Annotated in this window: 14 protein-coding genes; all 14 read right to left on the reverse strand. The window is 66.1% G+C overall.

Annotated elements, in window-relative coordinates; genetic code table 11:
• Nucleotides 1-136 precede the first annotated feature (136 nt).
• The gene (gudD, locus tag NMB41_RS22990; protein ID WP_494380066.1) at nt 137-1,492 is read right to left on the reverse strand and encodes a glucarate dehydratase; all 1,356 of its coding nucleotides are present in this window, start codon (nt 1,490-1,492) and stop codon (nt 137-139) included.
• 93 nt (nt 1,493-1,585) lie between these two features.
• On the reverse strand, nt 1,586-3,223 hold the full coding sequence (locus NMB41_RS22995) for an MFS transporter (protein WP_494380067.1): 1,638 nt from the start codon (nt 3,221-3,223) through the stop codon (nt 1,586-1,588).
• Nucleotides 3,224-3,262: 39 nt separating this feature from the next.
• Nucleotides 3,263-4,228 carry a Bug family tripartite tricarboxylate transporter substrate binding protein gene (locus NMB41_RS23000; RefSeq protein ID WP_494380068.1) on the reverse strand — a complete coding sequence of 322 codons (966 nt, stop codon included), beginning with the start codon at nt 4,226-4,228 and terminating at the stop codon, nt 3,263-3,265.
• A gap of 152 nt (nt 4,229-4,380) precedes the next feature.
• Nucleotides 4,381-4,959: a tetratricopeptide repeat protein gene (locus tag NMB41_RS23005; protein ID WP_494380069.1), complete on the reverse strand. Its 579-nt coding sequence runs from the start codon at nt 4,957-4,959 to the stop codon at nt 4,381-4,383.
• Nucleotides 4,960-4,990: 31 nt separating this feature from the next.
• Nucleotides 4,991-6,514 (reverse strand): hypothetical protein, encoded by a 1,524-nt coding sequence (locus NMB41_RS23010; RefSeq protein WP_494380070.1) that lies wholly within the window; start codon nt 6,512-6,514, stop codon nt 4,991-4,993.
• Complete coding sequence (locus tag NMB41_RS23015; protein WP_494380071.1) at nt 6,511-8,484, reverse strand: hypothetical protein; 1,974 nt, start codon at nt 8,482-8,484, stop codon at nt 6,511-6,513. Before NMB41_RS23015 ends, NMB41_RS23010 begins: the two co-directional genes overlap by 4 nt.
• A complete protein-coding gene (locus tag NMB41_RS23020) occupies nt 8,468-9,451 on the reverse strand; it encodes a BatA domain-containing protein (RefSeq protein WP_494380072.1) in 984 nt (327 codons plus the stop codon). The genes NMB41_RS23015 and NMB41_RS23020 overlap by 17 nt, the downstream gene beginning before the upstream one ends.
• A complete protein-coding gene (locus tag NMB41_RS23025; RefSeq protein WP_494380073.1) occupies nt 9,448-10,329 on the reverse strand; it encodes a DUF58 domain-containing protein in 882 nt (293 codons plus the stop codon). Before NMB41_RS23025 ends, NMB41_RS23020 begins: the two co-directional genes overlap by 4 nt.
• A 6-nt stretch (nt 10,330-10,335) precedes the next feature.
• A complete protein-coding gene (locus tag NMB41_RS23030) occupies nt 10,336-11,340 on the reverse strand; it encodes an AAA family ATPase (RefSeq protein WP_494380074.1) in 1,005 nt (334 codons plus the stop codon).
• A 1-nt stretch (nt 11,341) separates the two neighbouring features.
• Nucleotides 11,342-11,962: a DUF4159 domain-containing protein gene (locus NMB41_RS23035; protein WP_379724321.1), complete on the reverse strand. Its 621-nt coding sequence runs from the start codon at nt 11,960-11,962 to the stop codon at nt 11,342-11,344.
• Entirely contained in the window at nt 11,963-13,300 is a 1,338-nt protein-coding gene (locus NMB41_RS23040) for a TldD/PmbA family protein (RefSeq protein ID WP_494380075.1), read from the reverse strand.
• Between the two features lie 19 nt (nt 13,301-13,319).
• Nucleotides 13,320-14,957: a TldD/PmbA family protein gene (locus tag NMB41_RS23045; RefSeq protein ID WP_494380076.1), complete on the reverse strand. Its 1,638-nt coding sequence runs from the start codon at nt 14,955-14,957 to the stop codon at nt 13,320-13,322.
• Nucleotides 14,958-15,130: 173 nt separating this feature from the next.
• On the reverse strand, nt 15,131-16,465 hold the full coding sequence (locus tag NMB41_RS23050; RefSeq protein ID WP_494380077.1) for a TldD/PmbA family protein: 1,335 nt from the start codon (nt 16,463-16,465) through the stop codon (nt 15,131-15,133).
• Between the two features lie 9 nt (nt 16,466-16,474).
• Nucleotides 16,475-18,112: a TldD/PmbA family protein gene (locus NMB41_RS23055; RefSeq protein WP_494380078.1), complete on the reverse strand. Its 1,638-nt coding sequence runs from the start codon at nt 18,110-18,112 to the stop codon at nt 16,475-16,477.
• Between the last annotated feature and the right edge of the window lie 341 nt (nt 18,113-18,453).

The raw sequence follows: 18,453 nt of genomic DNA on the forward strand, positions 1-18,453 counted from the left end.
CGGCGTATGCAGGTCGAAAACGCGTATCGATTTGCGAGCGTTGCACCGCGTGGGCACAATTGCCCACCTACGAAAGGCGCAATAAAAAACCACCGGGGCGACCCGGTGGTTATTTCATTCAGCCATGCAGCCCGAATCAGCGCACGAAACTCGGCCGCTTGTTATCGAACTTCCAGCCCGGGAAAATGAACTGCATCGCCTGCGCATCGTCGCGCACGCCCAGGCCCTTGCTGAGGTAAAGCTGGTGCGCAGCCTCGAGCGCCTCCATGTCGATATCGACGCCGAGGCCCGGCTTGGCCGGCACCTCGATCATGCCGTCGACGATCTGCAGCGGCTCCTGCGTCAGGCGCTGGCCGTCCTGCCAGATCCAGTGGGTGTCGAGCGCGGTGATCTTGCCCGGGGCGGCGGCGCCAACCTGGGTGAACATGGCCAGCGAAATGTCGAAGTGGTTGTTCGAGTGCGAGCCCCAGGTCAGGCCCCAGTCCTTGCACATCTGCGCCACGCGCACGGAACCGGCCATAGTCCAGAAATGTGGGTCGGCCAGCGGAATGTCGACCGACTGCAGCTGGATCGCATGGCCCATCTGGCGCCAGTCGGTCGCGATCATGTTGGTCGCCGTTTCAAGGCCGGTGGCGCGGCGGAACTCGGCCATGACTTCGCGGCCCGAATAGCCGTTCTCGGCGCCGCACGGGTCTTCCGCATAGGCCAGGATATGGTCCTTGCCGCGGCACAGGCGGATCGCCTCGGCCAGCGACCAGGCGCCGTTCGGGTCGAGCGTGACGCGCGCATCCGGGAAGCGCTCGGCCAGGGCCGTCACCGCTTCGATCTCTTCGTCGCCCTGGAACACGCCGCCCTTCAATTTGAAATCCTTGAAACCGTAGCGCGCATAGGCCGCTTCGGCCAGGCGCACGACGCCCTCCGGCGTCATCGCCTTTTCGTGGCGCACGCGCAGCCAGTCGTCGGCCTGTTCGGGCTCGCTGGCGTAGTCCAGGTTGGTGAGCTTGCTGTCGCCCACATAGAACAGGTAGCCCAGCATCTCGACGTGGGTGCGCTGCTGCCCTTCGCCCAGCAGCGCGCAGACCGGCACGCCGAGGAATTTGCCGAGCAGGTCGAGCAGCGCCGACTCCACCGCCGTGACGGCGTGCACCGCAATGCGCAGATCAAACGTCTGCAGGCCGCGTCCGCCCGCATCGCGGTCGGCGAAGGCGGCGCGCATCGTGTTCAGCACGCCCTGGTAGTTGCCGATCGACTGGCCGACGATGAGTTCGCGCGCGTCTTCCAGCGTCTGCCGGATCGGTTCGCCGCCAGGCACCTCGCCCACGCCGGTATTGCCGGCGCTGTCGGTCAGGAGCACGATGTTGCGGGTGAAATAAGGCGCGTGCGCGCCGCTCAGGTTGAGCAGCATGCCGTCGCGTCCCGCGACCGGCACGACGCGCATCCCGGTGACGACGGGTGCGCCCTGGCGCCCTGCTTGCTGGTTGATGTCGGCCATCTCATGTCTCCGTTAGTTATCAGTCGTCGTACAACACGACTTGAGTATAAGGTGGGATGAAGGGGAATGCAACCTCCAGGCGGCGCTTTCGTTTCAGGCGGGATCGATGAAATAGCGCGTCACACGTGGCGCGTCGGGACCGAGGTGGTAGGCGAACTTGCGGTCGCGCAGGGCGACGTCGGCGCGGCTGACGCGGTCGAAACGGCGCAGGTGCTCGGTCCACGATTCGTCGACGATGCATTCGATATAGCGCCCCGGGTCGGAGGCGTCATGCAGCAGTTCCCAGGCGAGCGCGCCCTGGCGCAAGCGGGTACGCCGGCTCTCCTGCATCACCGCATGGAACTCGGCGGCGCGCGCCGGATCGATCTGGAATTCGATCATCACCTGCAACTTGCCGGGACGCGGCGGCGCCGCGGCCACCGGCGCCTTGAGTTCCTTCGAGGGCGTGAAGTCTTCTTCGATGCTGCGGTCGTCCCCCAGCCAATGCACCAGCAGCATGCCGATCACGGTGCTGGTGGCCGACACCAGGAGACTGGTCCGGATATCGGCGCTGGTGGCGAGCTGGCCCCAGGCCGCGGCGCCCGCGGCACTGGCGCCCATCATCGCCATTTGAAAGATCGACATGCCGCGTGCCCGCACCCAGTCGGGCAGCGCCAGCTGGACCGAGACCGTCAGCGCATTGGCCGCGATCAGCCAGCCCATCCCGGCCAGGAACATCGCCGGCAAGGCGAGCCACAGCGAAGCGGCCAGTGCGACAGTCGCCACGCAGGCCCCCAGCAGCAGCGCGCCGCACAGCACCAGTGCGTCGTTGGTCAGGCGCAGGCGCATGCGCAGCCGCGGCAGGACCAGGGCGCCCAGCAGCGAACCGGCGCCCATGCTGGCCAGCAGCAGCGTGAAGGTGCTCGCAGCGCCGCCGGCGTAGCCGCGCGCCACCAGCGGCAGCAGCGCCAGGATCGAAATAGAACTGAAATAAAAAACGATGGTGCGCACCAGCGTCAGCTTCACGCGTCCGGACTGGCGCACGAAGCCGATGCCGACCCGGATCGCGCTGCGCAGCCGCTCGCGCCCGAGGGCGCTGGGCACGTGTTCGCGCCGCCAGCGCATCAGCATCACGGCCGACCACACCGACAGCAGCGCGTTGAGCACGAAGACCCAGACGCTGCCGGCACTGGCGATGAGCGCACCGGCGATCAAGGGGCCGGCGATGCGCGAGGAATTCATGGCCACGCCGTTGAGCGCGAGCGCGGTCGGCAGCTGGGCACGCGGCACCAGCTCGGGCACCAGGGCGGCAAAGACGGGAAAGCGCATCGCCAGGCCGATGCCGTTGGCGGCGGTGAGCGCCAGCAGCAGCGGCGGCGTGATGACGTCCGTCAGCACCGCAAGGCAGAGCAGCAGTGCGACGGCGGCGACCCAGCACTGGGTGGCGATGAAATAACGGCGCCGGTCGAGGATGTCGGCCATGGCGCCGCTCGGCAGGCCGAGCAGGAACATCGGCAGCGTGGAGGCGGTCTGCACCAGCGCCACCCACAGCGGCGAGGTGTTCAGCGAGGTCATCATCCAGGCCGCCGCCACGTCGTTCATCCACATGCTGACGTTGGCCGCCAGCCAGATCGTCCACAGCTTGCGGTAGGCGGGAATGGCGAGCGGCGCAAAGGGCGAAAGCGAGACCGCGCCCGGCGCCGGCGCAGGTTGCGGCGGCGGTGAATCGGGCGGAGCGGCGTCGCGGGTCATGCCCCTAGTCTAGCTGGAATGCCCGCGCTATGCAGGGGCTCAGTCAGCAGTGATCTTGCCCACTTCGATCACGTTCTTCCAGCGCGCCGATTCGGCCAGCTGGAATTTCTCGAACTGCTCCGGCGCGTTGGCGACGACCTCGAAACCCTGCTCGACCAGCTTGGCCTTGATGTCCGGCTCGTTCAGCGCGGCCACGATGGCGCCGTGCAGCTTGGCTTTGACGTCCTTCGGCAGGCCCTTCGGCGCTGCGATGGCTTGCCACGAATAGATGTCGACGCCGGCGATGCCCGCTTCGGCCAGGGTCGGCACCTTCGGCAGGATCGCCGCGCGCTGTTCGCCGGTGACGGCCAGCACCTTCAGCTTGCCGGCCTTGATGTAAGGGAGCGCCGCGTTGATGTTGAAGAAGGCGACGTCGGTCTGGCCGCCGAGCAGGTCGGTCATGGCCGGCGCGCCGCCCTTGTACGGCACGTGCAGGCCGCTGGTGCCGCTCTTCTGCCAGAACAGTTCGGAGGTCAGGTGGTCCGAGCTGCCGTTGCCCGAGGAAGCGAACGAGGTCTTGCCTGGGTTTTTCTTCAGGTGGGCGATCAGTTCCTGCACCGTGTTGACCGGCACGTTCGGATTGGCGACCAGCACGTTCGGCGCGCGCACGGCCACCGTCAGCAGGTCGAAGTCCTTCGACGGATCGTAGGTCAGGCCCTTCTGCAGCCACGGGTTCATGGCGTAGACGCCGATCGACGCGACCATGATGGTGTAGCCGTCGGGCGCTGCGCGCTTGACCATCGACGCGCCGATGGCGCCGGTCGCGCCGGGGCGGTTGTCGACGATCCACGGCTGGCCGAAGCGGGCCACGATCTTGGGACCGATCGCGCGGGCGATCGCATCGGTCGAGCCGCCCGCCGGGAAGGGCACGACGACGGTGATCGGTTTTTCAGGATAGGCCGCTTGCGCGCCCAGCGCGACCGACATCCCGACTGCAAGTCCCAACAACAGTTTCTTAGCGTTCATTCTTGTCTCCTGGCCTGTTTTATCTGCTTTTCGTCGTCAGTCGTCTGATGACTGACATTAGTATAGCAATTTGCGCGGAGAGGGCAATCAGAATTTTTGGCTGTGCAGATGGAGGTGCAGTGTAGGTCCTGATTCACCGCCTGCCCTGCTGCTTACTCGTCCGCCAGGGGAAGCTCGTTTTCACGCAAGAGCTGGATGGATTTTTCGTAACATCGCCCGGCGGATTGCCGCAGCCAGAATATGGCTTGCTCTTCATCCTGCGCGGTTCCATCGCCATCAATCAGGAGAATGGCGTACACATACTGCGCGGCAGGATCGCCGGCATGCGCGGCATCGACGATGTAATGGACGGCCTTCGTGGCATCCCGTATCAGGGATTTTCCGTCGAGATAGGCGCCACACAGCACGATGCTCGCTTTCGAATTTCCGTTGTTGTGCGCGCGGCGCAGCCAGAACAGGCCTTGCGTGGCGTCCTTGTCCATGAAGTGCCCGTGCAGCAGGGCGGTGCCAAGCACTAGTTGTGCGGCGGGGCTGCCGCGTACTGCATAGTCACGGGTGAGGTCTTGGGAAGCACTCCCGGTCGAGGTGACCACCAGCTTCAGATACTGGGCATCGAGTTCGCCGCACTGTTGATCGATCAAACTGCACGCCAGCGCAACCGCTTCGTCCTCGTCAAGGCTGCGCAGCTGTTCCTTGAGATTGAAATAGGCGTCGTTCGCGCTGGCGCTCATGTGCGTGCTTCCTTTTTCTTCGTCAGGTCATTCAGCGCCGTTCGCGCCACCATAGCGCGAGCATCGCGAGCGCGAACAGCACCGCGAACGGCCATTGCGGCAGCGTGCGTTGGGTGATTGTCGCCGGCGCCGGGGTGCGCGCCGCATAGTGCGCGGTCGCCTCGCGGCGCTCGGCGGCTTGCCACAGGGGCCAGTCGGAGGGCGCATGCACATAGAGTTGGGTGCTGGCCGGTTTCGCAACCTGTGGCTCGATCCGCAGCCAGCCTGACGCACGCGGCCAGACGGCGACGCAGGACGCATCGACCCGGTCGCTGCGGCGCTGCCATTCCAGGGTCTGTCCCAGCTCCGGGAAACGCACCTTGCCGCGCACGCCGCGTGCGCACACTTCCAGGCGCTGGCCGGGGAGCGGCATCTCGCGCGGCGCCAGCCATTCGACGTCTTCACTGCGTTCGATGCGCACCGTGTCGAGCACCTCCTGCCACCACAAGGCCAGCGCGCGCGGCTCACTGATCGCCAGGCGGTGCCAGTCCGCCGCGCCGAGCCAGCCGATGCGACCCTGCCCCCACTGGCGCGCCCAGACGCCGGCGTCGTTGCCGCTCCAGGCGCCGGCCTGGCGCGTAGCCGGGTTGAGGGGCGCCACCGGCAGCGGCAGCGGGCCGCCGGTGAGCTTGTCGGCAGACTGGGCTTGCAGCGGCAACTCCACACTGCGCGACCAGACGCCGGCATCGTTCGCGTTCGCGCCCAGCACCAGCAGGGAGGCGCCCGCCTTCACCTGCGCCAGCAAGGCCGCGCGTGCGGGTGCCTGCGCGCGCTCGAACCAGCCGGCGTCCACCACCACCAAATCGGGTTGTTCGACCTTGTCGCGGGCGCTTTCGCTGCGGGTGACCGTTTTGCCGAGCGTGACCTGCCAGTCGACCAGGGCGCGGCTCTGGACCAGTACATCGTTCAGCACCCGGATGTCGAACGAGGGCGCACTAAAGCGCCCGCGCACCGACAGGGGCCGCGTGTCGCTGACGACCACCGGCAGCGGCCCTTCGGCCAGCAGCGTGTCCCTGTCGTCCAGCAGGCGCGCTTTAAGCAGCAGCGTCTCGGCCAGCGGCGGCAGCCAGGACACGGTCAGGTCGCCCTTGCCGCGCGTCTCGGCCAGCACCTGGCCATTCTCGGCCAGCAGCTGCAGGCGGCCGGGCATGTCCCCGCCACGGCGCACGGTCAGCGCGAACAGGCGCCCGAGCGCCAGCCGGCGCGGAAAATCGAGACGCAGTGTCTCAGTTTCCGGGACCGTCCAGGACAGCGGCCGGGCCGGCAGGTCTTGCCACTGCGCGGCGCGCAAACCATCTCCCTTCAGGCTCAGGCTGCGCACGCCGTCGAGCGACAGCGGACGGTTTCCCGCATCGATCGCCAGCGTGCTGCCGGATTCGCCCGGCATGGCGAGATTCGAGGCCAGCAGCGCCAGCGCCACAGTGGCCGCCAGCGCCAGCAGCGCGTCGAGGAAGCGGCGCCGCCACAGGTAAAGCAGCACGCTGGCCGCGCCGATGAGGACAATCGCAAGCATCATTTGCCGTCTCCTGCACGCCAGGCACGCGTGAACGGCGTGCTGGTGACCGGTTGCGCCTGCAGCAGCACCGGCGCCTGTTCGATACCGGCGCGCAGCCAGGCACGCAGCGCGGGACGGCAGCGCAGGCAGCCGTCCGCCACGTCCTGGACCGCGCGCTGTGCAGCCAGGCGCTGTTCGTCATCCTTCAGGCGCGCGCGCACCCAGTCGTGGGCGGTGCGCGTCCACAGGGCCGGCAGCGCGGCCTCGCCCGAGAGCGCCGCCACCAGCTCGCGCAACTGAAGCGGAATCGCTTCGTCCGCCCCGCCCTGCTCCCTCGCATAGCTGGCCGCACCGACGACATCGCCCGTCATGCGCAGTTCTTCCCTGATCGGTGGCGGCACGAACGCGGTCTTGTGCAGGTAGATGCGGTCGGCCTGCTGCAGCTCCTTGATCGCGGCCAGCGCCTTGTACTCGGGCGCGAGCGCCGATTTCGGGGTAATCGCACGCAGGGATTTTTCGGCATCCCACATCGCCACCAGGGCGCGGCGCAGGATTTTCTTCGTGCCCTCGTCGTACAGGGTCGCGTTCTCCGCTTCGTCGTGGGCATGGCCGAACTGGTGCAGCACATCCATCTTTCCGCCTTCTTCCTCGGCGTGGTCGTCTTGCTCCTCGCCGCCGAACAGGCTTGACTCTTCGCCCAGGAACTGGCCATAGCGGCGCCGCAGCTGGCCCTGGTCGGCAGCGATCGATTCGCTGCGCTCGCGCACCAGCGCCGCGCTCATGCGGGTCGACTTCATGTCGGCGACCAGCTGTTCGGTGTCGATGATGATCTGGCGCTGGCTGCGCAGGCTCTGGGGTTTGACCAGCATCGGCATGGCCGCCGTCTCCTCGCTGTCCTCCACCTCAAGCGCCGGCAGGCGCAGCGTGTAGGTCGGCGACTGCACCGCGTGCGGGCGCGCCGCATTGTCGAGCGCGCGCACGAAGAAGTAGAGCTCGTCGCCCGGCTCCATGCCCAGCTCCGCGAGGGTCCAGGTTTTCGCCCAGTTGCGCAGGCGCGGATTGTTCGAGGCAGGCAGCGGCATTTCGCGCTCAAGGAACTTGATGTTCTCGCCGCTGCCGCGCGCCAGGGTCAGGTGCAGGGTGGCGCGCTGCACCCGGTAGTCGTCCTGTACCGAGAGCGCCATGGCGGCGCTGGTGGCGTTAATGTTCAGTTCCTGGATCATCTGGGCCGGCTTCGAGACCGTGATGACCGGCGGCGCGTCCGGCGTCACCTTCACCGTGTAGCGCACCCCGCGCCAGCGCCAGAACAGCGATTCACTGGCAACGAGCGTCGCGCATTGTTCATTCACCTTCAGCGTGCGGCCGTCGCTCAGTTCCAGCGTGGTCTCGCCGGCCTCGGGATTCGTCAAGCACCAGGACAGCAGGCCGCCTTCGGGCAGGCTGATGTCGCGCGGGGCGCCGGCGGTGCGGGCCGCGCCCGTGTAGCTTGGCGGCGTGGCGGTGACGCTCAGTTGCGGGATGAGCGGCGCCCCGGCTGCCTGGATGGCGGGCGCCGCAGCGCGGGCGGGGACAGCGCTCTGCTGTCCGGAGAACCAGGCAATCGCTGCCAGCGCCAGCCAGGGCAGCAGCCAGCCCAGGCCGGTGCCGACCTGCGGGTGCACCGTGCGCTTGATGGCTGGTTTGTCCAGCGCAGCATCGAGGCGCGCCAGCAGGCGGCTGCGCTGCAGCGCGGCCAGCGGCGTGTCCGCTTCGACCAGCAGTGCGCTGCTGTCCTCCATGCCCGGCACGGCCGCGTCGAGCCAACTGGTCCAGCCGCGCGCGACCTGCTGGCGCAGGCGCGCCGCATCCCACAGGCACCAGGCGCCCCAGGCGAGCAAACCCGGCAAGAGACGCAGCGTCAGCCAGGGCAGCATGCCCAGCACCCACAGCGGCAAACGCCGCAGCAGGGCCGCACGCCACAGGCGCCGCACGATATCAGCGTCGCCGTGCATGGGTCATGATCCTCTCGAGCGCAAACAGGGCGATCAGCGCCCACATCAACATGGTGCGCAAGGCGCCACTGGGGGCGCTGCGCGCGGCAGTATTCGAAGCCGCAAACGTCTGCGCGGGCGCGGTGTAGGGAACGGGCGCATAGTGCAGCGCGCGCCAGGTCTCGAGCAGGGTGCGTGCGGCGCTTGGGTCGGCCGGCGGCCAGGCGTTCGAGGCCCAGATGCGGCCACGGGCGCCGTCGGCGTAGCGGATACCGCCGATCGCCTTCGATTGCGCCAGTTCCGTGAAGGCGCCGGCGTCGGTCGTCCACCAGAGCGGCGCACGCATGGTTGCCGGTGGAGCGTCGGGCATGTCCCAGACGATCAATTCGGTCTTCGGTCCCGGTGCATCGTCGACGACTACGCGCAACGGACCGTCGAGCGCTGCGAACATGCGGCGCCATTTTTCGGGCCGTGTGCTGACGATCGCCACCCGGGCGTCAAGGCGCGGCGCCGGTTGTGCGACGCTGCGCAGCACGACCGGACGCCGGAACTCCGGCTGCACAGCCGGCATCGGAATATCGCCCAGCACCAGCAGCCGTGCGGCGGGTTTGAACTCGCGCTCGTGGGCGCGGATCCAGGCCAGCGCTGCGCCGGCCGGCAGCGGCATGCGCGCCGCTTCCACAAAGCCGGCCGCCTTCGCTTCGCGCTCGGCCCACTGCGCATCGGTTCCCTGTGCAACCACGACCGTATCGCCGCGCCACGGGAACACCGGATCGGCCAGCCAGGCGATGGCGCAGGCCAGCAGCAGGCAGCGCACCATCAACAACAGGATGTCGGACCAGCGCCAGACGCGCATCTGCCTCGGCTCCGTGCGCGGCAGGAAGCGCGCGCTGGCGAGCGGCTCGGCCTCCACTTGCACGCGCTTCTTGCGATGCCACCAGATCGGCAGCAGCAGGGTCGGCAGCGCCAGCCACCAGAGGCTGTTCATCGGCGGCCCCTCGGACGCAGCCATTCGCGCAGCACGTCGCCTGGCGCCTGCTCGATGCGGGCGGCCACCTGCAGCACGTCGCTCGCGCGCAGGGCCGCACTCACTTGCGAGAAATGCGCCTCGCGATTGCGCAAATACGCCTCGCGCAGGTCGGCGCCGAAGCGAAACACGGCCGTGTCGCGCTCGGGGTCGCGGTAGGCCGGCTTGCTGTCGAAACTGCCCTCGCACTCGGCCTCGGTCTGCAGGCAGGCGGCGCGCACGTCATGGCGCATGTGGCGCAGGCGTACCAGTGCCTCCGACAGGGAAGACGGCCAGTCGAGGAAATCGGAAGCGGCAAAGATGAGGGAAGGCGATTGCGTGAAGCGCAGGCCGGTGCGCAGCACATCGGCATCGGGCAGCTCGCCCTCGGCCTGTACCTTTTTCAGCTTTGCCAGCACGCGCTGCAGCTGGCGTGGCCCGCGCGCGGCCGGCAGGAACTGGACCCGGCCAGCGGACAACACCGCCAGTCCGAAGGCGTCGCCCTGGCGCTGTGCGATGGCGGCGATGCAGGCCAGCAGCGTGCGCGCATAGGCCCGCTTGTCGAGGGCCGCGATGCTGCGGCTCGGTTCGGCCATCGAGGCGCTGGCGTCGAGCAGCAGCCAGACCGCCACATGGCTGTCGCGCTCGGCCTCGCGCACGTAATAGCGGTCGGCGCGCGCCAGCAGCTTCCAGTCGACGCGGCGCCATTCGTCCCCGGGCGCATAGGCCCGGTACTCGGAGAACTCGACGCCGGCGCCGCGTTCGCGGCCGGCGTGCACGCCCTGCCCCAGGCCCGCCAGCACATGCCGGATGACGAGCTCGAGGTCGGTGGTGTGCGCGAGCAGCGCGGAGCTAACCAAAGCCAACTACTCGACCCGGATCTCGGCGCGAATCGCCTTCAGGATGTCGGCCATGGCCACGCCATCGGCTTCGGCTTCGAAATTGCGCAGCACGCGGTGCGCCAGTACCGGCAGCAGCATGGCCGCGATGTCCTCGCGCGTGACGGCAAGGCGCCCGGCCATCAGCGCACGCGCCTTGGCCGCCAGCACCAGCGCCTGGCCGGCACGCGGCCCCGCGCCCCAACCGACGTGTTTTTTCACCGCCGCCACCGTCGACTCCTGCGGACGGGTCGCGCGTACCAGGCGCGTCGCGTAACGCAGCAGGTGCTCGCCAATCGCAATGTCGCGCACCAGCTGCTGCAGGCGCAACAGGCTTTGCAGGTCCATCACCGGTTCGGCGTCGCCCAGGCCGGCGTGCGTGGTCTTCGAGACCATCATGACTTCTTCGTCTTCGCTCGGATAGGCGACGTCGATGCGCAGCAGGAAGCGATCGAGCTGGGCCTCGGGCAGCGGATAGGTGCCGGCCTGCTCGATCGGGTTTTGCGTGGCGAGCACGAAGAAGGGGCGCGGCAGCATGTGGGTGAGGCCGGCAAAGGTCACGGACCTCTCCTGCATCGCTTCCAGCAGTGCCGATTGGGTCTTGGGCGGCGCGCGGTTGATCTCGTCGGCCAGCAGCACTTGCGTGAACACCGGGCCCGGCTGGAAGCGGAAGGAGCGCTGGCGCGTGGCAGCGTCTTCTTCCAGGATCTCGGTGCCGACGATATCCGAGGGCATCAGGTCGGGCGTGAACTGCACGCGCCGGAACTGCATGTCGGTCGCCTGCGCCAGCGATTTCACCAGCAGGGTTTTACCCAGGCCCGGCACGCCTTCGACCAGCGCGTGGCCGCCGGCCAGCAGGCAGGTCACGAGCAGGTCGACCACGTCTTCCTGGCCGATGATCACGCGCGCCATGCTGTGTTTGAGCGCCGCTACTTTTGCCACCAAATCGGCTACTTCCGACTCGCTCCAGGCTGCTGCATCTTGCTCTGCCACTTCATGCTCCCAACGCGTATTGAATGATGTTCACCGCAAAGCGGGTATTGTCCACTGCCAGAAAACGTTTATTGCGAAAGTCGTAATCCCACTCGCAGCCGTAATCCTTGTTCGAGTACAGCACGCGCACGCGCCCGCCTATCTCGATGGCTTTCAGGTATTCGTGTACCAGGTCGTCGCCCCAACCGTTCAGTTCCACCGAGGTGTTGGGCGGGCCGTCGAATTTGAAAAAGCTCGAATACACCGGATGGTTGTTCGGGATTTTTCGTAATGCCGAGCCGCCGAAGATCTTCGCCATCTCGGCCTCGAAACTTTTGGCGAACAGGCCGTCGACGTCGTGGTTGCAGTCGTCGACGAAGACGAAGCCGCCGCCGCGCACGTAGCGCTCGAAGTTCTTGCGTTCGGCAGGCGTAAACTGCACCAGCTTGTGGCCGGCCAGGTAGCAGAACGGCGCTTCGAGCACCTTCGGATCGCTTAGCGCGATCATCCGCTCGGCCGGGTCCACGCGCAAGGTCGTGTACTCGACGAGCGAATTGAGCACATTGCTGGGCATGCGGATGTCCACATCCCAGTCACCCGACTCGTACAGCAGGCGGGTGAAGTAAAAGTCATACCGCGCCATTTACACCGCGTCGGACAAGGACGTGAAGTTAAAGTCGCGCACCTTCATCGGCGGCAGCACCATCTGGTAAGGCACTTCATCGCCGCCAATGACCTGCGGCTTGCCGAGTTCATCGACATTGTTCAGGATCGTCACCGGGCTCTCGTTGAAGCGGAAATTCTTGATCGGGTATTTGATCTTGCCGTTCTCGACATAGAAGGTGCCGTCGCGCGTGAGGCCCGTCAGCAGCAGCGACTGCGGATCGACCATGCGGATGTACCAGGTGCGCGTGACGACCACACCCTTCTTGGTCGAAGCGATCAGCTCCTCCAGCGATTTCGTGCCGCCTGCCATGATCATGTTGCCGTGGCCGGCGGTAGCGGCCACGCCCTTCTTCTGCGCCCAGTAGCGCGAATAGTCGAGCGATGCAATGCGGCCGTTCTTGATGATGTCGGTGCGCTGGCGTGCTTGCATGGTCTGGCCGTCCCAGGGTGCGACCGGCACGTCCGGATTCCACGGGTCAGCCCAGACGTTGATCTTCTCGTCGAACAGCTTGTCGCCCAGGCGGTTCTTGCCGCCGGCTTTGGTAAGAAAACTGCGGCCCTCGTCGGCGTCGCGCGCGTCGAAACTGCTGAACATATTGCCCAGCACTTCGGAGGTTGCCGCCGGTTCCAGGATCACCGTGTAGCGGCCCGGCTCCAGCGCCTTCGCCTCCACCGAACGCAGCGCCTTTTCGATTGCCACGCCGGCCGCTTCACGCGCGTCGAAGCGGTTGGCGTCGGTGGCCGAGCGCGTCACCCAGCCCGAACCGCGCCCGTCTTCGGTGCGCACGGTGCAGGTATAGGCGAGATCGGTGAGTTCCTGGAAGCCGAACACCCCGTTCGAATTCGCGATGGCCTCGAAGCGCTTGCCGTCATTGAAGAAGCCGGCCGCGACCAGCCCCGCCTTCTTTGCTGCCTCGATGCTGTAGGCTGCGACCTGGGCGCGGTATTCCGGATCGATGTCGGCAGTCGCCCGCACGAAGGTGGGCGTGGCTTTAAAATCCTGCTTGCCGATGGCGGGCATGAATTCCGGGTTTTCCGGCGCCAGGCGCGCCAGCTCTTCGGCGCGACGCACCGCCTTTTCCAGCGACTTGTCGTCGAACTCGTTCAACTGGGCGATGCCGGCCTTCTTGCCGAACGCGACGCGCACGCTCAAGGTCATGTTCTCGTTCAGGCCCGCGGTCGAGATGCTGTTGCGCGCGAAGCGCACATTGCCCTCGCGCTTGCCGTCGATCGACACGCTGCACTCGTCGGCCTTCGAGAATTTGATGACGCGTTCGCAGATGCGTTTGGCTTCTTCCTGGTTCAGCTGTTTCATGTTTTTCCTCGTCTATACCCTAAGCGATCTTGCGTGCGGTGTTGATCACATTGATGCCGTTGAAGCGCGCCGTGCTCGAGCCATGCGAGACCGCGCTGACCTGGCTCGGCTGGCCCTTGCCGTCGAAGAAGGAGCCGCCCATGCGCCAGTCTCGCTCGTCGCAAATGGCGCTGCAGGCATTCCAGAATTCCTGGGTGTTCGACTGGTAGGCCACGTCTTCCAGGGGATTCGTGATCTTGCCGTTCTTGATTTCGTAGAACAGCGTGCCGCCGAACTGGAAGTTGTAGCGCTGCTGGTCGATCGAGTACGAGCCGCGGCCGACGATATAAATGCCCTTCTTGACGTCCTTGACCATCTCGTCCGGGCTCAAGCGTGCTTTACCAGGCGCCAGCGACACGTTCGGCATGCGCTGGAACTGGACGCTGCTCCAGGAATCGGCATACGAGCAGCCGTGCGATTCCTTCTCCCCGATGATGTGGGCCTGGTCGCGCGTGGCCTGGTAGTTCACCAGCACGCCGTTGCGGATGATGTCCCACTCCTTGGCGCGCACGCCCTCGTCGTCATAGCCGATCAGGCCCAGCGATCCCGGGTTGGTGCGGTCGGCAATGAAATTCACGCGCTCGGCGCCGAACTTGAATTTTTTAGACTCCCACTTGTCGAGCGTGGCGAAGCTGGTGCCGGCGTAGTTGGCTTCGTAGCCGAGCACGCGGTCCAGCTCCGTCGGGTGGCCGACCGCTTCGTGGATGGTGAGGAAGAGGTGTTCCGGCGCCAGCACCAGGTCGTACTTGCCCGGCTCGACGGATTTGGCGGAGAGCTTTTCGCGTGCCTGCTTGCCGGCCAGGCGCGCGTCTTCGACGACGTCGTAGGACTTGGTATAGAGCGTGGTGACGCCGCCGGCGGCTTTCACCTTGCCCCCTGCTGCCACGTCGAAGTATTCGTAGCCCATGCTGACGGGCGCACCGAGACCGCCGCGCGAGCGGAACTTGCCGCTCGCCTTGTCGACGGCGGTGGCGTTGATCGGCGCCCACAGGCGGTGGATGTCCTGGTCGATGTAGGAGCCGTCGGTCGAGGCAAAGTACTTTTGCTGGTTGATCTGGAAGAGGTTCGCCGTCATGAAGCTGGCGCCCGCTTCCAGGCCGGCTTTGTTTGCGGCGATCAGCATCTCGGCCTTGTCCTTCACCGGCACCGCGCGCCAGTCCTTCTTGATCGGCGTGGCCCAGGCCACCTCGCCCACGCCCTTCACCGGCGCCAGCTGCACCGGTTCGAGCTGCAGCCTGGCGTTGGCCTTGGCGATCGCGACTGCCTGGCGCGCCGCGGCGGCGATCGCATCCGGGGTCATGGTGTTGGTGGCGGCAAAACCGTAGGCGCCGCCGGCGATCACGCGTACGCCGACGCCGGTCGACTCGGTATTCGTGATGTTCTCGACGTTCAGGTCGCGCGTCGTGATGAACTGGTTCAGGTAGCGGCCGATGCGCACGTCGCAATAGGACGCGCCCGCGCCGGTGGCGGCGTTCAGGGCGGCGTCGGCCAGGGATTTTTTGAAGGCGACAGCCATGGGGCTGAGCAGGTCTTCGGCGGCGATCGCGTTGCCGAACACCGGAATGACCATGGCGCCCGCCGTGCCGGCGCCGATTTTCAAGAAGCTACGTCGTTCCATTGTGTCTCCATTGCGCGGTTAAATCATCCGCGCGGTATGCCGTGACCCGTAGCGTGGGCGGATTCTCCGCCCACGCGTTCAACAATAATTTGGTCACCCAGACACGTGTTTCGACATGCGAGCGTGCGTTGAACGCGTGGGCGGGAGACCCGCCCACCCTACGGGTATATCTCTTAGACTGCGTCCGACAAGGACGTGAAATTAAAATCCCTGACCTTCATCGCCGGCACCACCATCGGGTTCGGTCCCTCGTCGCCACCGAGCACCACCGGCTTGCCGATCTCTTCGATATTGTTGAGCATCGACACCGGGCTCTCGTTGAAGCGGAAGTTTTTAATCGGGTGCTTGATCTTGCCGTTCTCGACATAGAAGGTGCCGTCGCGCGTCAGGCCGGTCAGGGCCACCGATTGCGGGTCGACCATGCGGATGTACCAGGTACGGGTGACGAGCACGCCCTTCTTGGTGCTGGCGATCAGCGCTTCGGTCGTCTTGTCGGTGCCGGCCATGATGAAGTTGCCGGCGCTGCCGATGGCGCGCTTGTTCTTCTGCTTGGCCCAGTACTGCGAGTACTCGAGATCGGCCACTCGGCCATCCTTGATCCAGTGCTGGCGCTCGCGCGGCAGCATGGTGGCGTCCCACGGCAGCACCGGCACCAGCGGGTCCCACGGATCGGACCAGATGTTGACCTGGCTATCGAACAGCTTGTCGCCGACGCGGTTCAAGCCGCCCTGCTTGGAGAGGAAACTGCGGCCCTCGTCGGAGCGGCGCGCATCGAAGCCGTTCATCATGTAGTTCATCAGGTCGCTGGTGGCGGCCGGCTCCAGGATGACGGTGTAGCGGCCTGGTTCGAGCGCCTTGGCGTCGACCGAGCGCAGCGCCTTTTCGATGGCGACGTCGGCCGCTTCGCGCGGATCGAAACGCGCCAGGTCGCGCGCCGAGCGCCGCACCCAGCCCGAACCGCGCCCGTCTTCGGTGCGGATGGTGCAGGTGAAGTCGAGCGAAGTCAGGGCCTGGTGGCCGAACACGCCGTTCGAATTGGCCACCGTCTGGAACGAGGTCGAGTCGCTCAGGAAGCCGGCGCTGACCAGGCCCTTCTTGCGGCAGGCCTCGATCGCGTAGGCGGCGGCCTGGGCGCGGATCTCGGGGTCGATGTCGGCGGTCTTCTGGACAAAGGTATTCGAGGCCTTGTACTGCTGCTTGGCGACGGCCGGCATGAACTCCGGGTTTTCCGGCGCCAGGCGCGCCAGGTCCTCGGCGCGGCGCACGGCTTTTTCCAGCGACTTGTCGTCGAACTCGTTGATGCTGGCGGTGCCCTGGCGCTTGCCGAAGGCGACGCGCACGGTGAGCGTGGTGTCGTCGGTCAGGCCGGCGGTGGAGACGGCGTTGCGCGCGAAGCGGATGTTGCCGTTGCGTTCACCGCCGATGCTGACGATGCATTCGTCGGCTTTCGAGAGCGACAGCACGCGGTCGCAGATGCGTTTGGTTTGTTCCTGGGTCAGGATGGTCATGAGGAGTCCTTAGCCGATCTTGCGGGCAGTGTTGATCACGTTGATGCCGTTGAAGCGCGCGGTCGAGGAACCGTGCGAGACAATGCTGATCTGCGGCGGCTGTCCTTTGCCGTCGAAGAAGGAACCGCCCATGCGCCAGTCGCGTTCGTCGCAGATGCCGGCGCAGGCCGTCCAGAATTCCTGGGTGTTGGCCTGGTAGGCGACGTCCTCGAGCATCTGCCCGATCTTGCCGTCCTTGATTTCGTAGAACAGCTGGCCGCCGAACTGGAAGTTGTAGCGCTGCTGGTCGATCGAGAACGAGCCGTCGCCGACGATATAAATGCCCTTCTTGATCCCCTTGACCATCTCGTCCGGGCTCAGCTTCTTCGTGCCCGCCGCGAGCGACACGTTCGGCATGCGCTGGAACTGCACGTTACTCCACGAGTCGGCGTAGGAGCAGCCATGCGACTCCTTCTCGCCGATGATGTGGGCCTGGTCGCGCGTGGCCTGGTAGTTGACCAGGATGCCGTCCTTGATGATGTTCCACTCCTTGCAGCGCACGCCTTCGTCGTCGAAGCCGACCGCGCCCAGCGAACCCGGTTTGGTCTTGTCGGCCACGATGTTGACGATCGGCGCGCCGTACTTGAAATTCTTCGATTGCCATTTGTCGAGCGTGGCGAAGCTGGTGCCCGCGTAGTTGGCCTCGTAGCCGAGCACGCGGTCCAGTTCCGTCGGGTGGCCGACCGATTCGTGGATGGTCAGGAACAGGTGTTCCGGCGAGAGCATCAGGTCGTATTTGCCCGGCGTGACCGATTTGGCGGTCAGTTTGCGCTTGGCGTCGCGGCCGGCGGCGCGCGCGTCCTCGATCATGTCGTAGGAATCGCTGTAGAGCGTGGCGACGCCGCCGGCGGCCTTGATCTTGTGCTCCGGACGCGCGTCCAGGTATTCGTAGCCCATGCCCACTGGCGAGCCGAGCCCGTTACGCGAACGGAATTTGCCGCTGGCCTTGTCGACCGCGGTGGCGTTGAAGGGCGCCCACAGGCGATGCAGGTCCTGGTCGATGTAGGAGCCGTCGGTCGACGCAAAATATTTTTGCTGGTTCACCTGGAACAGCATCGACTGCATGAAGTTGGCGCCGTTGTCCATGCCGGCCTTGTTTGCGGCGATGAGCAATTCGGCCTTGTCCTTGATCGGGACCGTGCGCCAGTCCTTCTTGTAGGGCGTCGCCCAGCTCACTTCGCCCACGCCCTTGACTGGTGCGAGCTGCACCGGTTCGGACTGCAGCTTGGCGTTGGCCTTGGCGATGGCGACGGCCTGGCGCGCCGCGTTGGCGATGCCGTCCGGCGTCATGTCGGAGGTGGCGGCGAAGCCGTAGGCGCCGTTGCAGATCACGCGCACGCCGACGCCGGCCGATTCCGTATTGACGACGTTCTCGACATTCAGGTCACGGGTGGTGACGAACTGGTTCAGGTAGCGCCCGATGCGCACGTCGCAGTAGCTGGCGCCGGCCTTGGTGGCGGCGTTCAGCGCCGTGTCGGCCAGCGCTTTCTTGGCCGCGACGGCCATGGGGCTCATCAATTCCTCGGCGGCGATCGCTCGCCCGGCGACGGGGATGAGCATCGAGCCAAAGGCCAGGGTGCTGATGTTGAGAAAGGTACGACGTTCCATTGTGTCTCCTGAATTCAACCTGCTTCGGGGGCGGCGCAGCCGCATATATGTATATGGTCAGTTCCTGATGCCATCGCGAGCCAGCCACATGGCAAACCGTCCAACATTATCAGCAACCAAAGCGTTTGAACAGGCAATCTTCATACCAGGCCCGCCCTGCCGGCATGGCCCGTGTGCCGGCTCCTTTTAGACTGCATAACGGCTGTCCAGGCACTGTCCGCGTGTCCGCTGCGGACACCGTGCGGACAGTGCATATGCGGGACAGCCCCCCGGATTCGCTTGACGCGCCGGGGTGCTTGTTCGATCATCGGCGCGGCGGTCCCGCACAGCCGGGACCATTC

It is taken from the genome of Massilia sp. FBCC-B171 (assembly GCF_059134155.1).

Bases quoted from the DNA above. Each gene is read 5' to 3' on its own strand.
- gudD (WP_494380066.1), bottom strand. From the start codon at position 1,492: ATGGCCGACATCAACCAGCAAGCAGGGCGCCAGGGCGCACCCGTCGTC.
- NMB41_RS22995 (WP_494380067.1), bottom strand. From the start codon at position 3,223: ATGACCCGCGACGCCGCTCCGCCCGATTCACCGCCGCCGCAACCTGCG.
- NMB41_RS23000 (WP_494380068.1), bottom strand. From the start codon at position 4,228: ATGAACGCTAAGAAACTGTTGTTGGGACTTGCAGTCGGGATGTCGGTC.
- NMB41_RS23005 (WP_494380069.1), bottom strand. From the start codon at position 4,959: ATGAGCGCCAGCGCGAACGACGCCTATTTCAATCTCAAGGAACAGCTG.
- NMB41_RS23010 (WP_494380070.1), bottom strand. From the start codon at position 6,514: ATGATGCTTGCGATTGTCCTCATCGGCGCGGCCAGCGTGCTGCTTTAC.
- NMB41_RS23015 (WP_494380071.1), bottom strand. From the start codon at position 8,484: ATGCACGGCGACGCTGATATCGTGCGGCGCCTGTGGCGTGCGGCCCTG.
- NMB41_RS23020 (WP_494380072.1), bottom strand. From the start codon at position 9,451: ATGAACAGCCTCTGGTGGCTGGCGCTGCCGACCCTGCTGCTGCCGATC.
- NMB41_RS23035 (WP_379724321.1), bottom strand. From the start codon at position 11,962: ATGGCGCGGTATGACTTTTACTTCACCCGCCTGCTGTACGAGTCGGGT.
- NMB41_RS23040 (WP_494380075.1), bottom strand. From the start codon at position 13,300: ATGAAACAGCTGAACCAGGAAGAAGCCAAACGCATCTGCGAACGCGTC.
- NMB41_RS23045 (WP_494380076.1), bottom strand. From the start codon at position 14,957: ATGGAACGACGTAGCTTCTTGAAAATCGGCGCCGGCACGGCGGGCGCC.
- NMB41_RS23050 (WP_494380077.1), bottom strand. From the start codon at position 16,465: ATGACCATCCTGACCCAGGAACAAACCAAACGCATCTGCGACCGCGTG.
- NMB41_RS23055 (WP_494380078.1), bottom strand. From the start codon at position 18,112: ATGGAACGTCGTACCTTTCTCAACATCAGCACCCTGGCCTTTGGCTCG.